Source organism: Streptomyces sp. NPDC047043 (assembly GCF_040644055.1).
Lineage (GTDB): Bacteria > Actinomycetota > Actinomycetes > Streptomycetales > Streptomycetaceae > Streptomyces.
Genome location: NZ_JBEYVO010000027.1, coordinates 8,495 through 26,490 on the forward strand (window position 1 = coordinate 8,495; position 17,996 = coordinate 26,490).

At 70.6% G+C, this 17,996-nt stretch carries 17 protein-coding genes; 7 read left to right on the forward strand and 10 right to left on the reverse strand.

What is annotated here, in order from left to right; all coding sequences use genetic code 11:
- The 4 genes from ABZ880_RS35755 to ABZ880_RS35770 form a co-directional block, all read right to left on the reverse strand.
- On the reverse strand, window positions 1-371 hold a 371-nt coding region (locus ABZ880_RS35755; RefSeq protein ID WP_361271767.1), incomplete at its 3' end, for a hypothetical protein.
- Window positions 368-1,252, reverse strand: coding sequence for an ABC transporter permease (locus ABZ880_RS35760; RefSeq protein WP_361271770.1), 885 nt, complete (start codon window positions 1,250-1,252; stop codon window positions 368-370). The genes ABZ880_RS35760 and ABZ880_RS35755, both read right to left, overlap by 4 nt.
- A complete protein-coding gene (locus ABZ880_RS35765; protein ID WP_361271773.1) occupies window positions 1,252-2,289 on the reverse strand; it encodes an ABC transporter permease in 1,038 nt (345 codons plus the stop codon). The genes ABZ880_RS35760 and ABZ880_RS35765 overlap by 1 nt, the downstream gene beginning before the upstream one ends.
- Window positions 2,270-3,844: an ABC transporter substrate-binding protein gene (locus tag ABZ880_RS35770; RefSeq protein WP_361271775.1), complete on the reverse strand. Its 1,575-nt coding sequence runs from the start codon at window positions 3,842-3,844 to the stop codon at window positions 2,270-2,272. The genes ABZ880_RS35765 and ABZ880_RS35770 overlap by 20 nt, the downstream gene beginning before the upstream one ends.
- A gap of 140 nt (window positions 3,845-3,984) precedes the next feature.
- Between ABZ880_RS35770 and ABZ880_RS35775 the strand changes: the two genes are divergently transcribed.
- The 7 genes from ABZ880_RS35775 to ABZ880_RS35805 all read left to right on the forward strand — a co-directional run bounded on the left by ABZ880_RS35775 (window position 3,985) and on the right by ABZ880_RS35805 (window position 8,762).
- A complete protein-coding gene (locus ABZ880_RS35775) occupies window positions 3,985-4,836 on the forward strand; it encodes an IclR family transcriptional regulator (RefSeq protein WP_361271778.1) in 852 nt (283 codons plus the stop codon).
- Window positions 4,837-4,970: 134 nt separating this feature from the next.
- Window positions 4,971-5,858 (forward strand): 3-keto-5-aminohexanoate cleavage protein, encoded by an 888-nt coding sequence (locus tag ABZ880_RS35780; protein WP_361271780.1) that lies wholly within the window; start codon window positions 4,971-4,973, stop codon window positions 5,856-5,858.
- Window positions 5,859-5,907: 49 nt separating this feature from the next.
- Window positions 5,908-6,882 carry a 3-hydroxyacyl-CoA dehydrogenase NAD-binding domain-containing protein gene (locus tag ABZ880_RS35785; protein WP_361271782.1) on the forward strand — a complete coding sequence of 325 codons (975 nt, stop codon included), beginning with the start codon at window positions 5,908-5,910 and terminating at the stop codon, window positions 6,880-6,882.
- Window positions 6,879-7,349, forward strand: coding sequence for a thioesterase family protein (locus ABZ880_RS35790; RefSeq protein WP_361271785.1), 471 nt, complete (start codon window positions 6,879-6,881; stop codon window positions 7,347-7,349). Before ABZ880_RS35785 ends, ABZ880_RS35790 begins: the two co-directional genes overlap by 4 nt.
- A 218-nt stretch (window positions 7,350-7,567) precedes the next feature.
- Window positions 7,568-7,906: a carboxymuconolactone decarboxylase family protein gene (locus ABZ880_RS35795; protein WP_361271787.1), complete on the forward strand. Its 339-nt coding sequence runs from the start codon at window positions 7,568-7,570 to the stop codon at window positions 7,904-7,906.
- Between the two features lie 40 nt (window positions 7,907-7,946).
- Entirely contained in the window at window positions 7,947-8,408 is a 462-nt protein-coding gene (locus ABZ880_RS35800; RefSeq protein WP_361271789.1) for a DUF6325 family protein, read from the forward strand.
- 69 nt (window positions 8,409-8,477) lie between these two features.
- Window positions 8,478-8,762, forward strand: a complete 285-nt coding sequence (locus tag ABZ880_RS35805; protein ID WP_361271791.1) for an SHOCT domain-containing protein — start codon at window positions 8,478-8,480, stop codon at window positions 8,760-8,762.
- Window positions 8,763-8,768: 6 nt separating this feature from the next.
- On the opposite strand, the gene ABZ880_RS35810 is transcribed toward ABZ880_RS35805, so the two are convergent.
- The 6 genes from ABZ880_RS35810 to ABZ880_RS35835 all read right to left on the reverse strand — a co-directional run bounded on the left by ABZ880_RS35810 (window position 8,769) and on the right by ABZ880_RS35835 (window position 17,985).
- Complete coding sequence (locus ABZ880_RS35810; protein ID WP_361271793.1) at window positions 8,769-9,740, reverse strand: ABC transporter substrate-binding protein; 972 nt, start codon at window positions 9,738-9,740, stop codon at window positions 8,769-8,771.
- 26 nt (window positions 9,741-9,766) lie between these two features.
- A complete protein-coding gene (locus ABZ880_RS35815; protein ID WP_361271796.1) occupies window positions 9,767-10,564 on the reverse strand; it encodes a formylglycine-generating enzyme family protein in 798 nt (265 codons plus the stop codon).
- Window positions 10,565-10,647: 83 nt separating this feature from the next.
- Window positions 10,648-13,017: an arylsulfatase gene (locus ABZ880_RS35820; protein ID WP_361271798.1), complete on the reverse strand. Its 2,370-nt coding sequence runs from the start codon at window positions 13,015-13,017 to the stop codon at window positions 10,648-10,650.
- 210 nt (window positions 13,018-13,227) lie between these two features.
- On the reverse strand, window positions 13,228-14,118 hold the full coding sequence (locus ABZ880_RS35825; RefSeq protein WP_361271801.1) for a LysR family transcriptional regulator: 891 nt from the start codon (window positions 14,116-14,118) through the stop codon (window positions 13,228-13,230).
- Between the two features lie 53 nt (window positions 14,119-14,171).
- Window positions 14,172-14,774 carry a sarcosine oxidase subunit gamma family protein gene (locus ABZ880_RS35830; RefSeq protein ID WP_361271804.1) on the reverse strand — a complete coding sequence of 201 codons (603 nt, stop codon included), beginning with the start codon at window positions 14,772-14,774 and terminating at the stop codon, window positions 14,172-14,174.
- Window positions 14,767-17,985 carry a sarcosine oxidase subunit alpha family protein gene (locus tag ABZ880_RS35835; protein WP_361271807.1) on the reverse strand — a complete coding sequence of 1,073 codons (3,219 nt, stop codon included), beginning with the start codon at window positions 17,983-17,985 and terminating at the stop codon, window positions 14,767-14,769. The genes ABZ880_RS35830 and ABZ880_RS35835 overlap by 8 nt, the downstream gene beginning before the upstream one ends.
- Window positions 17,986-17,996 lie beyond the last annotated feature (11 nt).

Below are 17,996 nucleotides of genomic sequence, written 5' to 3' on the forward strand. Positions count from 1 at the left end.
CCGCTCCGCTCACTGGTCAACGACCCGACGGACATCGCATCCACGAACTCGGCGCACAGAGACCCGCTCCCCACGCCGGCCAAGAACCCGACGGCCGTCCCGGCGCCAAGGCCAACTCCGACAGACGCCTCTACGACAGGAACAGCGCCCGCGAAACCGCTCCGCTCACTGGTCAACGACCCGACGGACATCGCATCCACGAACTCGGCGCACAGAGACCCGCTCCCCACGCCGGCCAAGAACCCGACGGCAGTGGCGGCGACGGACACGGCACCCATGGCGTCGCCGCTCTCGCCGACGCCGGCTCCGGCTCCGGCTCCGGCTCCGGCTCCGGCTCCGGCGGCAGACGTACCGATGTGCTGCACGCTCATGAGTTCGCCCCCTTGGTCGTGCCGGCGTCCGCTCCCGCTGCTGCCCGGGCGATTCCGTCGGCGATGAGGTTGGTGCCGAGGGCGAGGACCGCGATGGCGAGGACGGGGGCGAGGATCGCCCAGGGCTGGACGGCGAGGGCGAGGCGGTTTTCGTTGATCATCAGGCCCCAGTCGGCGGCGCTGGGGTCGGAGGCGAAGCCGAGGAAGCCGATGGAGGCGACCAGACCCACCGAGTACGTCAGGCGCAGTCCCAGCTCCGCCAGCAGCGGCGCGGTCATGTTGGGCAGGAGTTCGGCGAAGAGGATCCGGGTCCGTTTCTCGCCCAGCGCTTCCGCGGACTGGACGAATTCACGTGTCGCGAGGCCGGTCGTCATGCCCCGGGTCAGCCGGGCGACGCGTGGCGCGTGCGAGACGCCGACGACCACCACGACCAGCCACCGCTTGGGGCCCGCCACCGACAGCAGCACCAGGACGAGCACGATCTGCGGGAAGGCGAGCACCACGTCGCAGACCCGCATGACCACCTCGTCCACCCAGCCCCGGGCGTAACCCGCGATCAGGCCTGCCGCCACGCCCAGCACCATGCCGAGCAGCGTGGCCAACACGGCGGTCACGACCACCCAGTTGCCGCCGGCCAGCAGTCGGCTCCACACGTCCTGGCCCAGGTAGTCCGTGCCGAGCAGCGCGCCGGGCGCGGAGTCCGAGTACGGCGCCCCGACGATGTCGTTCTCGCCGTGCGGGGCGAACAGCGGGCCCAGGAAGGCCACGCCCATGACCAGTACGGTCAGCAGGATGCCGACCCAGGTACGGCCGGAGGCGAACGCGCCGCGCAGCCGGAACCGCCGTACAGGAACCGGCACTTCGAGCACTGCGGCTGTCATCACCGCACCCCCGTCCGCAACTTGGGCGTCACCAGGATGGTCAGGACATCGGCGATCAGATTGACGACGACGTAGACCGCGGCGATCAGCAGGGCCAGTGCCTGGATCACCGGTACGTCGCGGTTGCGCACCGCGTCGACCAGCGCGGTGCCGATCCCGGGGTAGAGGAAGAGGCTTTCGACCACGACGACTCCCCCGGCCAGCCAGGCCAGTTGGAGCGCCATGACCTGGATCGCGGGGACGACGGCGTTGCCGAGGGCGTGCCGGCCGACCGCCCTGCGCTCGGGCACGCCCTTGAGGCGGGCCATCTCCACGTAGTCGCTCTCCAGGACCTCGATGAGGCTCGCTCGCAGGATGCGGGCGACGTACGGGACGACGGCGAGGGTGAGCGTGGCCACCGGGAGGATCATGACGATCGGGTCCGTCCACGGGCTGCCCGTCCAGGACACCGCCACCGACGGCAACCAGGTGAAGACGACGGTGGAGAAGAGCGTGACCAGCAGGATGCCGATCACGAACTCCGGGAGTGCGGCCGTGCCGAGCAGGGCGACCTGGATGATGTGGTCGGCGGCCCGGTCGCGGCGGCGGGCCGAGTAGAGGGCGATCAGGGCCGACAGCGGGGCGATGATCACGGCGGACACGGCGACCAGCACCGTGCTGTTGACGATCCGCCCGCCGATGAGCGTGGACACCGGGCCCTTCGTTGCGAGCGAGGTGCCGAAGTCGCCGGTGAGGACGCCGCCGAGCCAGGAGAAGTACTGGTGGACGGCGGAGTGGTCGAGGCCGAGCTGCCTGCGCAGGGCGGCCAGGCGTTCCGGGGTGGCGGAGCGGCCGAGGATGGCCTGGGCGGGGTCGCCGAGCAGATGGGTGGCCGTGAAGACGAGCAGCGAGATCAGCCAGAGGGTGAGCAGCGCGAGTCCGACCCGGCGCAGCAGCCACAGGGTCCAGGTGCGTGCGGCGGACGAGGAGGCGTCGTCGCGACGGGTGGACCCGACCGTCGCGGGAAGCGCCGCGGCCTCAGCCGCTGACCGAGACATTGCGGAACTCGTAGTTGGAGAGCGGCAGATTGCGGTTGGGGGTGAAGCCGGTGACGTTGGCGGCGTAGGCGTCGACCTGGTTCTTGAACCCCCAGATGATGTGGCCGCCCCGCTCGTACTCGATCTTCTGGGCGGCTTTGAGGAGTTCGCTGCGTTTGTCCGCGTCGAATTCGCGGCGGGCCCGGTCCATGAGGGTGTTGAACTCCGCGTCGTTCCAGTGGGTTTCGTTGTACGGGGAGGTCTTGAGGGACCCGACGTCCACCTGGGGCAGGTAGTTGCGGGTGAACCAGTAGTCCTGGGCGAACGGCCAGCTCAGATAGCGGTCGCCGTAGAAGGTCGCGGAGTCGGCGATGCGGACCTTGACCTTCACTCCGGCGCCCTTGGCCTGCTCGGCGAAGAGCTGGGCCGCCTCGATGGAGCCCGAACCGATGCCGGTGGAGGTGACGAGCTCGACGGTCAGGTTCTCCTGCCCGGCCGCCTTGAGCAGGGACCTCGCTTGCCCCAAGTCCTGGTGGCGTTGCGGGAGTTGATGGTCGTAGGCGACGTCGAAGGGGGCGTAGAGGTCGTTGCCGATGCGGCCCTGGCCGCCGAGGACCTGCTTGACCATCTGGGGCCGGTCGACGATGAGGCGGAATGCCTGGCGTACCCGCACGTCGTCGAAGGGTGCGGTGTCCACGCGCATCGTGAACGGGTTCCAGGCGCCGGTCTGGGAGACGAGCACATGGCCGCCCTGCTTCTTGATCATGCCGATGTAGGCGGGCGGGAGGTTGTCGATGGCGTCGATCTGTGCGCTGAGCAGGGCGTTGATCTTCGCGGTGTCGTCGGGGAAGTCGAGGATGTGCAGCTCGTCGAGGTAGGCGGGCCGCCGCCAGTAGTTGGCGAACCGCGTGAACGTCGACCGGTCGCCGGGCGCGAAGGACCCGTACACGAAGGGGCCGGTGCCGACGGGCCGCTTCAGGTCGAAGTCCTCGGGGACGATGCCGAGGCTGTACTGCGCGAGCAGGTCCTCCAGCAGCGCGTAGGGATACTTCAGCGGGATGCGTACGGTGGTGGCGTCCACCCGGTGCAGGGCCTTCGCGTCGATCACCGAGAGGCTGGTGGCGCCGGCGGTGGGGGCCTTGGGGTCGACGATGCGGCGCAGGGTGGCGATGACGTCGCGGGCGTCGAGGGGCTTGCCGTTGTGGAACTCGACGCCGGGGCGCAGCTTCAGCAGCCAGGTCCTGCCGTCCTTGGACGGTTCGATCGACTCGGCGAGGAAGGGTTTCAGGCGGTAGTCGGCGTCGTGGTAGAAGAGCGGCTCGAACAGGTTCACCACCCGCGCCTGGTCGGGGTAGGACAGCGGGTTGTGCGGGTCGAGGGTGTCCTTGGCGCTGCCGCCGCTGACGCCGACGCGCAGCGCGCCGCCGCGCACCGGCCTGCCGCTCGTGGCGGCGACGGTGGTCCTGGAGCAGGCGGTGAGCAGGCCGGCGGCCGGGAGGGCGGCGGCGAGGAGGGCGCCGCCGCGGAGGATGTCCCTGCGCGTCATCGCGTGGGGAGGGGAATGGGTGTCGGGCATGGCTGGCCTCGCCTTCGGATCGCGAGTCGTTCAGATCGCAAGACGTTCGAGACGTTCATATGACGCGATGGCCGCACGGATGGTGAGAAGATAGGGACGACTGTCAGGTAGGTCAAGGGGCCGAGAGTCAAGGGGAAGAGATGCGTAAGTCGAAGGCCGGACACACCACCGACAACGGCGAGACGCCCGAGACCGTCGAGCCGGGCGAGGCATCGGCCCCGGTCGCGGCGTCGGCGTCGGCGTCGGGCAAGGTCCAGTCGCTGGAGCGGGCGATCGTCCTGCTGCAGGCGACGGCCGACAGCGCGCCGGACGGGGACACGGCCGCCAACCTGGCCGCCCGCTGCGACCTCAACCGCGCCACGGCCTGGCGCCTGCTGTCCACGCTGGAGCAGTTCGGGCTGGTGGAGCGCAGCCCCGTCACCAACCGCTACACGATCGGTTTCGCGGTGGCCCGGATGGCCTCGGCGGCGGGCTACGACGGGCTGATCCGCCGGGCGCACGGCACGCTGAGCCGGGTCAGCGAGCAGACGGGCGAGACCGCGAACCTGGCGGTGGTCCAGCAGCTCGGGCTCACCTACATCGACGAGGTCACCCCACCGGTCGTGCTCAGCGCCAAGTGGCTGGGCCGGCAGGTGCCGCTGCACGCGACGTCCACCGGCAAGGCGCTGCTGGCCTGGCTGCCCGAGGAGGAGGCGGACGCGCTGCTCGCCGGGCCGCTGGACGCGTTCACGGACACCACGGTCACCGACCGGGCGCGGCTGCGGGCCGAGCTGCAGGAGACGCGGGAGCGCGGCTACGGCGTCTGCGTGGGCGAGTTGGAGCGGAATCTGTACGGCGTCTCCGCACCGGTGCTCGGCAGCCGCGGCCGGCCGTTCGCGGTGGTCAGCATCTGGGGGCCGCAGGACCGGGTGCCCGAGTCGCGGTTCACGACGCTGGGACCGCTGGCACGGGCGGCGGCGGACGAGATCGCACGGGCGGCACAGACCCTCTGACACCCCGCCGATTTCATAATGCGCGATGAGCGCACGCATCATGAAACCAGGGGCTTGCCGCTTCGGCGTGTGCGCGGTTACGGTCGTGGGGTCTTCGTCGCCCGCCTCCGTCCCCGAGAGGAACCAGCGCGACCATGAATCAGGACGTCATCATCACGTGCGCCCTCACCGGCGCCGGTGACACCGTGCGCAAGAGCCCGCACGTGCCCGTCACCCCCGAGCAGATCGCCGCCTCCGCGGTGCAGGCCGCCGAGGCCGGTGCCGCCGCGGTCCACATCCACGTCCGCGATCCCGAGACCGGGGCGCCCTCCCGCGATCCGCGCCTGTACCGCGAGGTCGTCGAGCGCATCAAGGAGACCGGGACCGACGTCGTCATCAACCTCACCGCGGGCATGGGCGGCGACCTGGTCATCGACCCGGACGAACCGCTGAAGCAGCTGCCCGGCACCGACCTGGTCGGCGGCCTGGAGCGGCTGCCGCACGTCGAGGACCTGCTGCCCGACATCTGCACCCTGGACTGCGGCTCGCTCAACTTCGGCGACGGCTCCAACCTCTACGTCTCCACGCCCGACATGCTGCGCACCGGCGCCAAGCGCATCCAGGAGCTGGGCGTACGACCCGAGTTGGAGATCTTCGACACCGGGCACCTGTGGTTCGCCAAGCAGCTGCTCGCCGAGGGGCTGCTGGACGATCCGACCGTGTTCCAGCTGTGCATGGGCATCCCGTGGGGAGCGCCCGCAGACCCGGGCGTACTGCAGTCGATGGTCAACATGCTGCCGGAGGGTGCCCAGTGGGCGAGCTTCGCGCTGGGCCGGATGCAGATGCCGTGGGTGGCGCAGTCGATGCTGCTCGGCGGGCATGTGCGGGTCGGCCTGGAGGACAACCTCTACCTCGGCAAGGGTGTCAAGGCGACCAACGCCCAGCTGGTGGAGCGCGCCGTGACGATCGTCGAGGCGCTGGGGGCGCGGGTCGCGACTCCCGACGAGGCCCGCCTCAAGCTCGGGCTCAAGCCCCGGGGGTGAGCGCCCGCCCCAACCCGCATCGCCCCTCCCCCACTGCAAGGAGCCGTAGATGACGGAGACTTCCACCCCCACGCCCTCCCCCGAGGACGTACGCCGCGTCGCCTGCGTCGGCGCAGGAGTGATCGGCGGCGGCTGGGTCGCCCACTTCCTGGCCCGCGGCTACGACGTCACGGCCTGGGACCCGGCCCCCGACGCAGAGGCCAGGCTGCGACGCCTCGTCGAGGCCGCATGGCCGGCACTCGAACAGCTCGGGCTCGCGCCGGGCGCCTCGACAAACCGCCTCACGGTCACCGCGACCCTCGAAGAGGCCGTCGCCGAGGCGCAGTTCGTGCAGGAGAGCGCCCCGGAGAAGCTCGACCTCAAGCGCGAACTGCTGGCGAAGCTGGACGCCGCGACGCCCGCGGGAGTCGTCATCGCCTCCTCCACCTCCGGCTACCCGATGACCGACATGCAGACCGAGGCGGTCACGCCGGGCCGCCTCGTCGTCGGCCACCCGTTCAACCCGCCGTATCTCATCCCGCTCGTCGAGGTCGTCGGCGGGGAGCGCACGGATGCGGAGGCGGTGCGGTGGGCGTCCCGGTTCTACGAGGTGGCGGGCAAGTCGGTCATCACCATGGACCGCGAGGTCCCCGGCTTCATCGCCAACCGCCTCCAGGAGGCACTGTGGCGGGAGGCCCTGCACATGGTCGCCGGCGGTGAGGCGACCGTCCGCGACATCGACCTGTCCATCACCGAGGGCCCCGGCCTGCGCTGGGCGATCATGGGCCCGATGCTCACCTTCGCCCTCGCGGGCGGCGAGGGCGGAATGGCCCACATGCTCGACCACTTCGGCCCGTCCCTGAAGTCCCCCTGGACCCGCCTGGAGGCCCCTGAGCTGGACAAGGCGCTCTACGACGCGGTCGTGGCCGGCTGCGACGAGGCCGCCGACGGCCGTACGATCGCAGACCTGGTCGCCGAACGCGACCGGGGCGTGATCGCCGTCCTGCGCGCCACCGGCCGACTGCCCGGGGAGGGCACCCAGTGAACCCGTCACACCTGCCGCTGTACCGGGACACCGTGCGCCCGGAGTGGATCGACTACAACGGCCACATGAGCGAGGCGTACTACGTCCTGGTCTTCGGCTTCGCGACGGACACCATGATGGAGCTCACCGGCATGGACGCCGCGTACCGCAAGAGCACCGGCTGCTCGCTGTACACGGTGGAGTCCCACGTCCGCTATCTGCGGGACGTCCCGGAGGGCGCCCAACTCGCCGTACGGACAAGGATGTTGAGTGCGGCGGGGAAGAAGGCGTGGTTCACGCACGAGATGTACGTGGGCACGGAGCCGGCGGCCGATGCCGAGCCGGTGGCCACCATCGAGCTGCTCCTGCTCCACGTCGACCAGGCGGCCGGCCGGGCGACGCCGCTTCCCGAGACGGTCCGTGAGCGTCTCGCGGCGCTGACGGAGCCGGCCCCGTCGTGGACGGGGCGCTCGGTCGGAGCACCCTGAACCCGTCGGCCGGCCGCGACGAGTGACGACCACCTCACGCATTCCCCCAGGGGCGGGCGCATGATCCCGCTCCGGGAGCTGCACGAAGCCGTTCATCGCGGCCGGCGCCAGCCGAGCGGCGCCCACCGGACCACCCGCCATGGGTGATGCCGCCCCGTCCCGATCGCGTGACCATGAGCAGCGTGCCAGGAACGAAAGGAGCCGAAAGGAGCGCTGACATGGCCGGCGAAACGACGGCAGAACGGAACATCGGGAACCTCGCCGCGGCCGACGCCCCCGTGTTCGAGACGCTTGTCCAGATGCAGCTCGACACCTTCGAGCGGTCCGGACTGGACACGGAGACGTACCTGCTGGCGCGCATCGCCGCGCTGGTCGCCCTGGACGCGGCGCCCTCGAGCTACCTGCTCAACGTGGGCGCTGCCGCCGAGAGCGGCGTTCCGCTGGAGAAGGTGCAGGGCACGCTGGTCGCCATCGCCCCGGTGGTCGGCAGCGCTCGTGTCGTCTCGGCGGCCGGCAAGATCGCCGAGGCGTTCGGATTGGTGAACGACAGCGCCTGACGCACCTGTTTTCCATCCCTTCCGCTGGTCAGGAGTGACCATGAGTGACGACCTGGAAGAAATGGGGCCCGTCGACTATCTGGTCGTCGAGTTCCCCGGCAACCGGATGACGGGTGAGGGATTCCCGCTGCTCGTCGACCTGGTCGATCGCGGCATCATCCGCATTCTTGATTTTCTCTTCGTCCGCAAGGACAAGGACGGCTCGGTCTCGGTTCTGGAGCTGAAGGAGGTGGGGGACGAGGTGGATCTGTCCGTCTTCGAAGGAGCCTCCTCCGGCCTCATGGGCGACGAGGACATCAAGGAAGCAGGGAACGTGCTGGAGCCGGGCAACTCCGCGGCACTCCTGGTCTACGAGAACGTGTGGGCGGCCCCGCTGGCACGGGCGCTGCGGCGGAGCGGCGCTCAGATGGTGGCCAGCGGGCGTATCCCGGTCCAGGCCCTGTTGGCCTCCTTGGACGCTGCCGAGGCCGCAGCGTCCGGCGCGGGATCTGCCGTCGGCTGATCGAAGACGCGGGCCCGCGGCGCAGGCCCCTGCGCCGGCGGGTTGCACAATCCTGGGAGATGAGTGGACATGCCCGGACTGCTTCGCGGTGTCGCGCGCACCGCCGTCGTCGCCGGCACCGCCACGGCCGTGTCGAACCGCGTTTCGCGGCGTCAGGCCGGACGGTGGGCGCAGCAGGACTACGAACAACAACAGACGTACCAGCAGGCGCCTGCCCAGTCGGCGCCGCCGGCCGCCCCGTCGGACGAGATGTCCGACAAGATCGCGCAGCTCAAGCAACTGGGCGAGCTGAAGACGCAAGGAGTTCTGACCGAGGCGGAGTTCGAGGAGCAGAAGCGCCGCATCCTCGGCTGAGGAGCCCTACCCGAGCCAGGCCTTGACCTTGTCCGGATTGGCGTCGACCCACTTCTTCGCCGCCGCCTCCGGCGTCATCTTGTCCAGGGCGATGGATTTCGCCACGGTGTTCTGGTCGGTGTTGGTCCACTGGAAGTTCTTCACCAGGTCGTAGGCCGGGCTGCCGGACTTGGCGAACCTGGTGCTGACGATCTTGTCGAGGTCGAAGACGGGGTAGTCGCAGGCGACCTTCGCCGGTTCGGCGTCGCAGCCTGTCGTGTGCTGGGGCAGGTCGATGTGGACCAGGGGGATCTCCGAGAAGAACCACTGCGGCTCGTAGAAGTAGCCGATCACCCATTTCTTGTTCTTCTCGGCGTCCCGGAAGGCCTGGATGAGCGCGGTCTCGCTGCCCGCGTACACGACCTTGAAGTTCAGCTTCAGGTTCTTGACCAGGGCCGCGTCATTGGTCTGGTACGAGGGGTCGCCGTCCAGGAGCTGGCCCTTGCTGCCCGACTCGGAGGTCTTGAAGTTCGACGCGTACCTGTTGAGGTTCTTCCAGTCGGTGATGTCCGGGTACTTCTTCGCGATCCACGGCGGGATGTACCAGCCGATGATGCCCTTGTTGCCGGTCGCGCCCAGGTCGACGGCGGTCTTCTGCCCGGTGATGTACTTCTTCTTCAGCTCCTCGTGGCCCCAGTTCTCGAGGATGGCGTCGACCTCGCCGGTCTCGAACCCCTGCCAGCCGATCTCCGCCTTCAGGTCCTTCTTGGCGACCTTGCAGCCGAGCTCGTGCTCCGCCACGTAGCCGACGACGGCCGCGTCCGCCTCGTAGCCCACCCACGGGTTGACCGCGAGGTTGAAGGTGCCGCACTTGCCCGAACTGCCGTCCGCCGCGGCCGAGTTGTCGCCGACCTTCGCGCCGCCGCAGGCGGTGAGGGCGAGGCCGAGCACCACCGTGCCCGCCGCACCGGCGCGCCAGTGTCTGGTTCGTTCCGCCATGGTCCTGCTCCTTGGTCGAAAGGGTTTCACGTCATGTCCGCGGCGCACCGGAATCCCACGTTGCCGGTGGCCGAATCCGGGAACAGGCCCTGCCGCGCGGCCACCCGGTAACGGCGGCAGTAGGAGGCGTGGCACAGATACGAGCCGCCTTTGGCGACGCGCTGCTGTCCGCTGCGGGAGAAGGGGTCCGCGCACCACTCCCACACGTTGCCGGTGGCGTTGTACAGGCCGAAGCCGCCCGGCTCGTAGGCGTCGACCGGGCAGGTGCCGTACCAGCCATCGGCCGTCGGGTGGCGGCTGGGGAAGTCGCCCTGCCACACGTTCATGCGGGGGCGGCCGCCCGGTTCGAGCTCGTCGCCCCAGGGGAACACCTTGGCGTGCAGTCCGCCCCGGGCGGCGCGCTCCCACTCCGCCTCGGTGGGCAGGCGTTTGCCGGCCCAGGCGCCGTAGGCGCGGGCGTCGTGCCAGTCGACGTGGACGACGGGGTGGTCCGGCCGGTCCTGCCAGGTGGAGTGCGGCCCGTCGGGGCGGCGCCAGTCCGCGCCCTCGACCTGACGCCACCAGGGTGCGCCCACCACGCCCCGGGTGGGCGGGAAGTCGTCCGGGAGCAGGCCGGCGAAGACGAACGACCAGCCGATCCGCTCGGCGGAGGTGCGGTGGCCGGTTTCGTCGGTGAAGCGGGCGAACTGCTCGTTGGACACCGTGCAGGCGTCGATCCAGAAGGCGTCGACATGCACCGTCCGCACCGGGCCCTCGCCGTCGGCGGGGTAGGCGTGGGCGTCCTGGCTGCCCATGAGGAAGTCGCCGGCGGGAATGGCCACCATGCCCTCGGTGGTCGCGAGGCGGTCGGTGGTCTGCAGGGCTGACGGCCGCCCGGCGTCCCGACCGCCGGACGGCGCACAGCAGTTCACTGGGCCCCCATGACGCGTCGGTGCAACCCGCCGTCGAACGCCGCCTGTTCGCCGGCCGCGGCGTCCAGGTCGATGCGGACGGTGTGCACGGTGCCGGTGAACTCGTTGTCGAGGACGGGGTAGTCGTCGGTCACCGGTGTGCTGAGGTCCACGCCGACGTCGAGGGTCTCGTCGAAGGAGAAGTAGTACGGGATGGTCTGCTCGACCCGTCCGGTGGCCTGCCGTTCGCCGTCGACCAGGAGGGTGGCGGTGCCGCCCTTGCCGAGCCCTCCGCCGTCGTAGTCGAACTCGAGCCGCACCTGGTGCCGTCCCGGCGTCAGGGGCCTCTGGCCGCGCACGGTGTACCGGTTCATCCCGAAGTAGTTGTAGACGTAGGCCGGTTGTCCCTCGGTGACGTACAGGGACCAGCCGCCGAAGCGGCCGCCCTGGGCGATGAGCACGCCCTCGGCCGGCGTGCCGGGTGTCTGCGGTGTCTCGATGTCGGCGGTGATGCTGTGCGAGCGGTTCTTGATGTTGGGGGTGGTCTCCTCCGTGAACCGTCGCATGCCGCCGCGGTAGGTCACGGAGGTGCGGTCGCCGAGCAGGTCGATGCGTCCGGCGACGGCGGGGTTCTCCCGCTCGGTGACGCGGTCGTCCAGCGGGAAGACCTGGTACTTGGCGGCCTCGATGAGGAACAGGTCCTGCAACCGGCGCAGTTTCTGGGGGTGTTCGGCGGCGAGGTCGTGGGCCTGGCTCCAGTCCGTGGTGAGGTCGTACAGCTCCCAGACGTCGTCGGCGAACCGCTTGTTCTTGTCGGGCACCATCTCCCACGGGATGCCGTGCCGGGTGACCGCCATCCAGCCCTCGTGGTAGATGCCGCGGTTGCCGCACATCTCGAAGTACTGCGTACGACGGTGCTCGGGCGCCTCGGGATCGGTGAGCGTGCGCCACATGCTGGTGCCCTCGATGGGCTGCTGGGTGACGCCGTCGACGCTGAAGGGGGCCGGGACGCCGACGCAGTCCAGGATCGTCGGCAGGACGTCGATGACGTGGGAGAACTGGTGGCGCAGACCGCCGGGTTCGGGGACTCCCTGGGGCCAGTGCAGGATCATTCCGTCCCGGGTGCCGCCGAAGTGGGAGGCCACCTGCTTGGTCCACTGGTAGGGGGTGTTGAGGGCCAGTGCCCAGCCCGCCGGGGCGATCGGGTAGCTGTGGGGGCCGCCGATCTCGTCGAGGTGCTCGATCATCTCGTCCGGGTCGTCGACGATGCCGTGGCCGAGCCGGTGCTCGACGACGGTGCCCTCGATGCCGCCCTCGCCCGAGGCGCCGTTGTCGCCGAGGATGTAGAGGATCAACGTGTTGTCCAGCTCGCCGAGTTCGTCGAGGGCGTCGAGGAAGCGGCCGACCTGGACGTCGGCGTGTTCGGTGAACCCGGCGAAGGTCTCCATGAAGCGGGCGGCCAACCGGCGCTGGTTGTCGGTGAGTTCGTCCCAGTGCGGCACGCCCTCCGCCCAGTTCGCGAGGTCCGCGTCCTGGGGCACCACGCCGAGTTCCTTCTGCCGCTCGAGGGTCAGTTCGCGCTGGCGGTCCCAGCCGTGGTCGAAGCGGCCGCGGTACTTCTCCTGCCATTCCGGGGCCACGTGCAGCGGTGCGTGCGCGGCGCCGAGGGCGAGGTAGGTGAAGAACGGGCGGCCCGGGGTCAGGGTGCGCTGGGTGCGCACCCAGTCGACGGCGTGGTCGACGAGGTCCTCGGAGAGGTGGTAGCCGTCCTCGGGGCGGCGGTCCGGCTCGACGGGGGTGGTGCCCTGGTAGAGCAGCGGGTACCAGTGGTTCATCTCGGCGCCCATGAACCCGTAGAAGGTGTCGAAGCCCTCGCCGGTCGGCCAGCGGTCGAACGGCCCGACCGCGCTGATCTCCCGCGGCGGGGTCTGGTGCCATTTGCCGAAGGCGGCGGTGCTGTAGCCGTTGCCCTGCAGGATCTGGGCGAGGGTGGCCGCGCTGCGCGGGCGGAAGCCGTTGTATCCGGGGGCCGCCGTGGTCATCTCGGTGGTGCCGCCCATGCCGACCGAGTGGTGGTTGCGTCCGGTCAGCAGGGCCTGGCGGGTCGGTGAGCACAGGGCCGTGACATGGAAGCGCGTGTAGCGCAGTCCGCCCTCGGCGAGGCGTTCCGCGGCCGGCATCCGGCACGGTCCGCCGAAGGCGCTGGAGGTGCCGAAGCCGAGGTCGTCGACGAGCACGATCACCACGTTCGGTGCGCCCTGCGGCGGCGGGACCGGGCCGATGGGTGTGAAGGCGGTCTGCTGCTCGTGGACGTCCATCGCGGTCGTCAGGGGCCGGCGGAAGTCGGGGCGGGGAAGGATGTGCCGTCCGGCGTCGAACTCAGTCATGCATTTCTCCGATGCGGTCCGCCGGGGAAATTTCACAAACTTTTCGCAATGCCGAATCAATGGCGCAATACAGCTGGACTTCCAGCCGTGTTCGCCTGCGGCTCATTAAAAATGTCAGTCGGCGTCGATGCAGGTCAACACGGTGCGGAGAATCACCCTGGACCGGTTTTGAATGACGGCGGTAGAAAAATTCTATGGCTGCTGCAGGCGTCAGCCCTCGGCCGTTACGGCCGGTGCGGCCGCCAGGTCCACGAAGGCCTGGGCGGCGGGCGAGAGCGGGCCCGACCGCCAGACCAGGCGCCCGTGGCGCAGCAGTCGGGGGCGGTTGGAGAGCATGCGGGCCCCGCGCAGCTCGGCGTCCCGGGCCATGGAGGCGGGCAGCAGGGAGGCGCCGACGCCGGAGAGGACCAGCGGCACGATCATCGCGCGGTGCGCGGTCTCCACCACGATCCGCGGTTCGACGCCGAGCGCGGTGCACACGTCGTCCACCGCCACCCGGGTCTCGGTGCCCGGTGGCGTCACGATCAGGTCCAGCGCGGCCAGTTCGCGCGAGGTGATGGTGCTGCCCGGCGGATGCGGGTGGTCCGGGGGCAGGACGACGTGCATCTCCTGCGCCGGCAGGTCGATCCCGCTGAGGTCCCCGGTGGGCACCGAGGCGTCCACCAGACCGAGCTCGCACCGGCCGGCCCCGACCATGACCGCCACGTCGGCTCCGCGCTCCGGGTCCACCACGCGCACGGAGACCTTCGGATGCGCGCGGTGGAAGCGTCCGAGCAGGCCGGCGAGCGGATCGACGGACAGTGTCGTCTGGGAGACGATGTCGAGCCGCCCGCCCTCCAGGCCGAGGACCTCGCGCACCAGGGAGCCCGCGGTGGCGAGGTCGCGCAGGACCTGCTGGGCCGGGCGGACGAGCGCTTCACCGGCCGCGGTGAGCACGACGCCGTGCGGAAGACGGTGAAAAAGGCTTCCGCCGAATTCGCGCTCCAGGGCCCGAATGGCATGCGACAGCGAGGGCTGGGCGACATGGAGCGCAATGGCCGCGGCTGTGAATCCGCCGTGTTCGACCACGGCGATGAAGTATTCCAGCTGACGTCGTTCCATCGGGTCTCCGTGAATTTCGGGTCGCGGTCACCCGGCTGACGGAGACCCGATGTTCACACGTATTCCGTCGCCGCGTCCAGTATCCAGTCCGCGAGATAGCCGGCGAAGGAAGAGCGGACCAGTACCCAGAATCCGGCCCTGGGTTCGTCGCGGGCGACCAGGACGACCTGGGTGCGCCCGAGTGTGGTCTGGGCGCAGCGGCCGGGGGCGAAGACCCGGGGGTGCAGGTCGAGTGCGCAGCCGTGGGCCAGCAGGTCGCGGGCGCTGGGGCCCGCGACCAGGAGCGTGGTGCGCTGGGCGGAGACGTCGGTGACGGAGACCGGTTCCTCTCCGGCGGCCTCCCTGATACGGCCCTCGAGGTCGCGCTGCGTCCCCGGCGGGCCGACCAGCAGCCACTCGTCCGGTCCGAGCCACAGCGCGGTCAACTCCCCTGCGCGGACAACTGTGTTGGGCTCCAGGGGCAGTTGGAGCCCCAGCGTCAGGCCTACGGCGTCCGCGGCGGCGCCCTTGGCGTCCAGACGGACGTTCAGCTGGGCCAGGAAGGGGAGTTCGGCCAGCCGGATCGCGCCCTGGGAGGCGTGTGTCGCGGCGGCCAGGCGGTCCGCGGCGTGCGAAAGGGGGCTGCGGGGCGGGGCGTTGAGTGCGGTGTCAGCCATCGCGACGGGCTCCCTCGGGGTCGTAGAGGACGGGGCTTGCGACGGTCACCGGGACCAGCCGGTCGCCGACGGGGGCGTAGAGCCGCTCGCCGATGCGCTCGCGGCCGCCCTTGATCAGGGCGAGCGCGAAGGTGCGGCCGAGGGCGGCGCTGCGGTAGCTGGAGGTGACGTGGCCGAGCATCGGGACCGGTGGCGCGGGCAGCTCGCTCTCGGCGACCAGGTGCGTGCCCTCGGGGAGGAAGGTGCCCGGGTCCTCCGGGAGCAGGCCGACCAGGTGCTTGCGGTCGGGGCGCACGGTGTCGGCGCGGGCGAAGGAGCGCTTGCCGATGAAGTCCGGCTTCTTCTTGGAGACTGCCCAGCTCATGCCGAGGTCCTGCGGGGTGACCGTGCCGTCGGTGTCCTGCCCGATGATCGGGTAGCCCTTCTCGGCGCGCAGGACGTGCATGGTCTCGGTGCCGTACGGGGTGATGTCGTACGGGGCGCCGGCCTCGTACAGCGCCTCCCACAGGGCGAGGGCCTCCCACGGCGACACGTTGATCTCGTAGGCGAGTTCGCCGGAGAAGCTGATCCGGCAGACGCGGGCCTCGATGCCGGCAACGGTCGTCTCGCGCCAGGCCATGAACGGGAAGTCGTCGTTGGAGACGGCCAGTTGGGGCGCGAGCGAGCCGAGGACGGTGCGGGACTTCGGGCCGACCAGGGCGACGGTGGCCCACTGCTCGGTGACCGAGGTGCAGTGCACCTTCAGCTCCGGCCACTCGGTCTGGAGCCACTCCTCCATCCAGTCCAGTACGGTCGCCGCGTTGCCGGTGGTCGTGGTGACCAGGAAGCGGTCCGGGGCCAGGCGGATGACCGTGCCGTCGTCGAAGACCATGCCGTCCGGGCGACACATCACGCCGTAGCGGATCATGCCGACCTTCAGGGTGCTCATCATGTTGGTGTAGAGCAGGTCGAGGAAGACGCCGGCGTCCGGGCCCTGTACGTCGATCTTGCCGAGGGTGGAGGCGTCCATGAAGGCGACGCTGTCGCGGGCGGCGGCGCACTCGCGCAGTACGGCCGCTTCCATGTCCTCGCCGGCCTGGGGGTAGTACCAGGGGCGCTTCCACTGGCCGACGTTCTCGAACAGGGCGTGGTGTGTGACATGCCACTGATGCAGGGCGGTCGTGCGGACCGGGTCGCTCAGCGCGCCGCGGTCCCGGCCGGCCAGGGCGGCGAAGGAGACGGGGGTGTAGGGCGGGCGGAAGGTGGTCGTGCCGAGCGCCGAGATGTCCACGCCGAGCAGTTCCGCAACGACGCCGCTGGCCAGGACGCCGGAGGTCTTGCCCTGGTCGTTGGCCGTGCCGGCGGTGGTGTAGCGCTTGGTGTGCTCGACCGAGTTCAGGCCGGCGCCGGTCGCACGCGCCAAGTCGTCGACGGTGACGTCGCGTTGGAGATCGACGAAGCGGGGGGCGCCCTCGCGGCCGGGGACCGTGAAGACCTGCATGGACGGGGTCGGCTGCGGCTGTGCGGGCACCTGCGGGAGGCTCGGCGCCTGGGCCGTGTAGCCCTCGGCCTCGATCGCACGGGCGCCGGCGGCTGCACCCTGCGCGAGGACCGCGGCCTGGTCGAACTCGCCGCTCGCGCTGCCCGCGACCTCGACGGCCTGGCGGCCGGTGTCGGGGACGAAGGTGCCGAGGGTGTCGTCGTGGCGAAGCTTGCCGCCGGACTGGCTGAACAGGTGCGCCACCGGGTTCCAGCCGCCCGAGACCAGCAGCAGGTCGGCCGCGAACTCCCGTTGTCCTGTGGTCTGCCCGTACGGCGCGACGGTCACGGCCGTCAGGCGTGCCTCGCCCTCCGTGCCGGTGACGGCGTGACCGGGCAGCACCTCGATGCCGGCCTGCCGGGCACGGTCCGCCCACTGGCCCGGCTCGGGGCGGGTGTCGACGATCGCCGAGATCTCCACGCCGGACGCGGCGAGGTCCAGGGCGGCGGCGTACGCGCTGTCGTTGGTGGTGAACACGACCGCGTGACGGCCGGGCAGGACGCCGTGGCGGTTGACGTACGTGCGGGCCGAGGCGGCCAGCATCACGCCGGGGCGGTCGTTGTCCGCGAAGGCCAGGGAGCGCTCGTGGGCGCCGGTGGCCAGGACGACCCGGCGGGCGCGGATGCGGTGGACGCGTTCGCGGGAGACGTTGTCGGGGGCCCCTGCGCCAAGGTGGTTGGTTCGGCGCTCGACGGCGAGGAGGTGGTTGTCGTCGTAGTAGCCGAAGACGGTGGTGCGGCGCAGGACGCGGACGTCGGGGGCGGCGTCGAGCTCTCTGGCCAACTCGTCGACCCAGTCGAGGAGTTCGCCGGTGCCGAGGAGGCTGCCGCCGAGTTCGGGACGGTCGTCGGCGATGATCACGCGGGCGCCGCTTCTCGCCGCCGCGGCCGCCGCTGCGAGGCCGGCGGGGCCTGCGCCGACGATCAGCAGGTCGCAGTGGGCGTGTACGGCGTCGTAGCGGGCCGGGTCCGGTTCGGTGGCGAGGCGGCCCTGGCCGGGAAGGCTGGTCGCGACCAGGCCGTCGTAGAGCTCGACGGCGGTGGCGGGCAGCATCGGCTCGGGGAAGGGTTCCTCGATCTGGATGACGGCGTTGGGTTCTTCGACGCCGGCGGAGAGGATGCCGCGCGGGCGGCCCAGCTTGATGCTGGTGCCGGCTTGGATGACGCCGTTGGCCAGGAGGGCGGAGGCGAGGGTGTCGCCTTGGTAGCCCTGGTATTCGGTGCCGTCGAAGGTGAAGGTGAGGGGGGTGTCGCGGTCGATTCGGCCGCGGGTGGGGTGGCGGAACGGAGTTGTTTCGCCCCCGCCGCCCCTACCCGTCCCGTCCTCCAGGGGCGCTGCCCCTTCGACCCCGCCAGGGGGCTCCGAAAGGGCCTCGTCCTCAAACGCCGGACAGGCTGAAACGGCAGGCCTCGGCTCAAAGGTTGCCGGACGCTCCTCCCCCGCCCGGTACACCGCCAACACCTCGTTCGTCGCCGTGTCCCGTACCGCGTTGAACCAGCGGCAGCAGCCCGCCGAGTGGCTCCAGCGTTCGGCGAAGGGGCCCTTGGGGTTGTCGCGGAAGAACAGGTAGCGCGCCCACTCCTCGTCGGTGAGGTCGGCCGGGGTCTGCGGATACGGGACGTGCGCCTGGCCGCCGTAGTGGAACTCGGCCTCGTCGCGGGGCCCGCACCACGGGCAGGGGATGAGCAGCATGGATCGGCTCC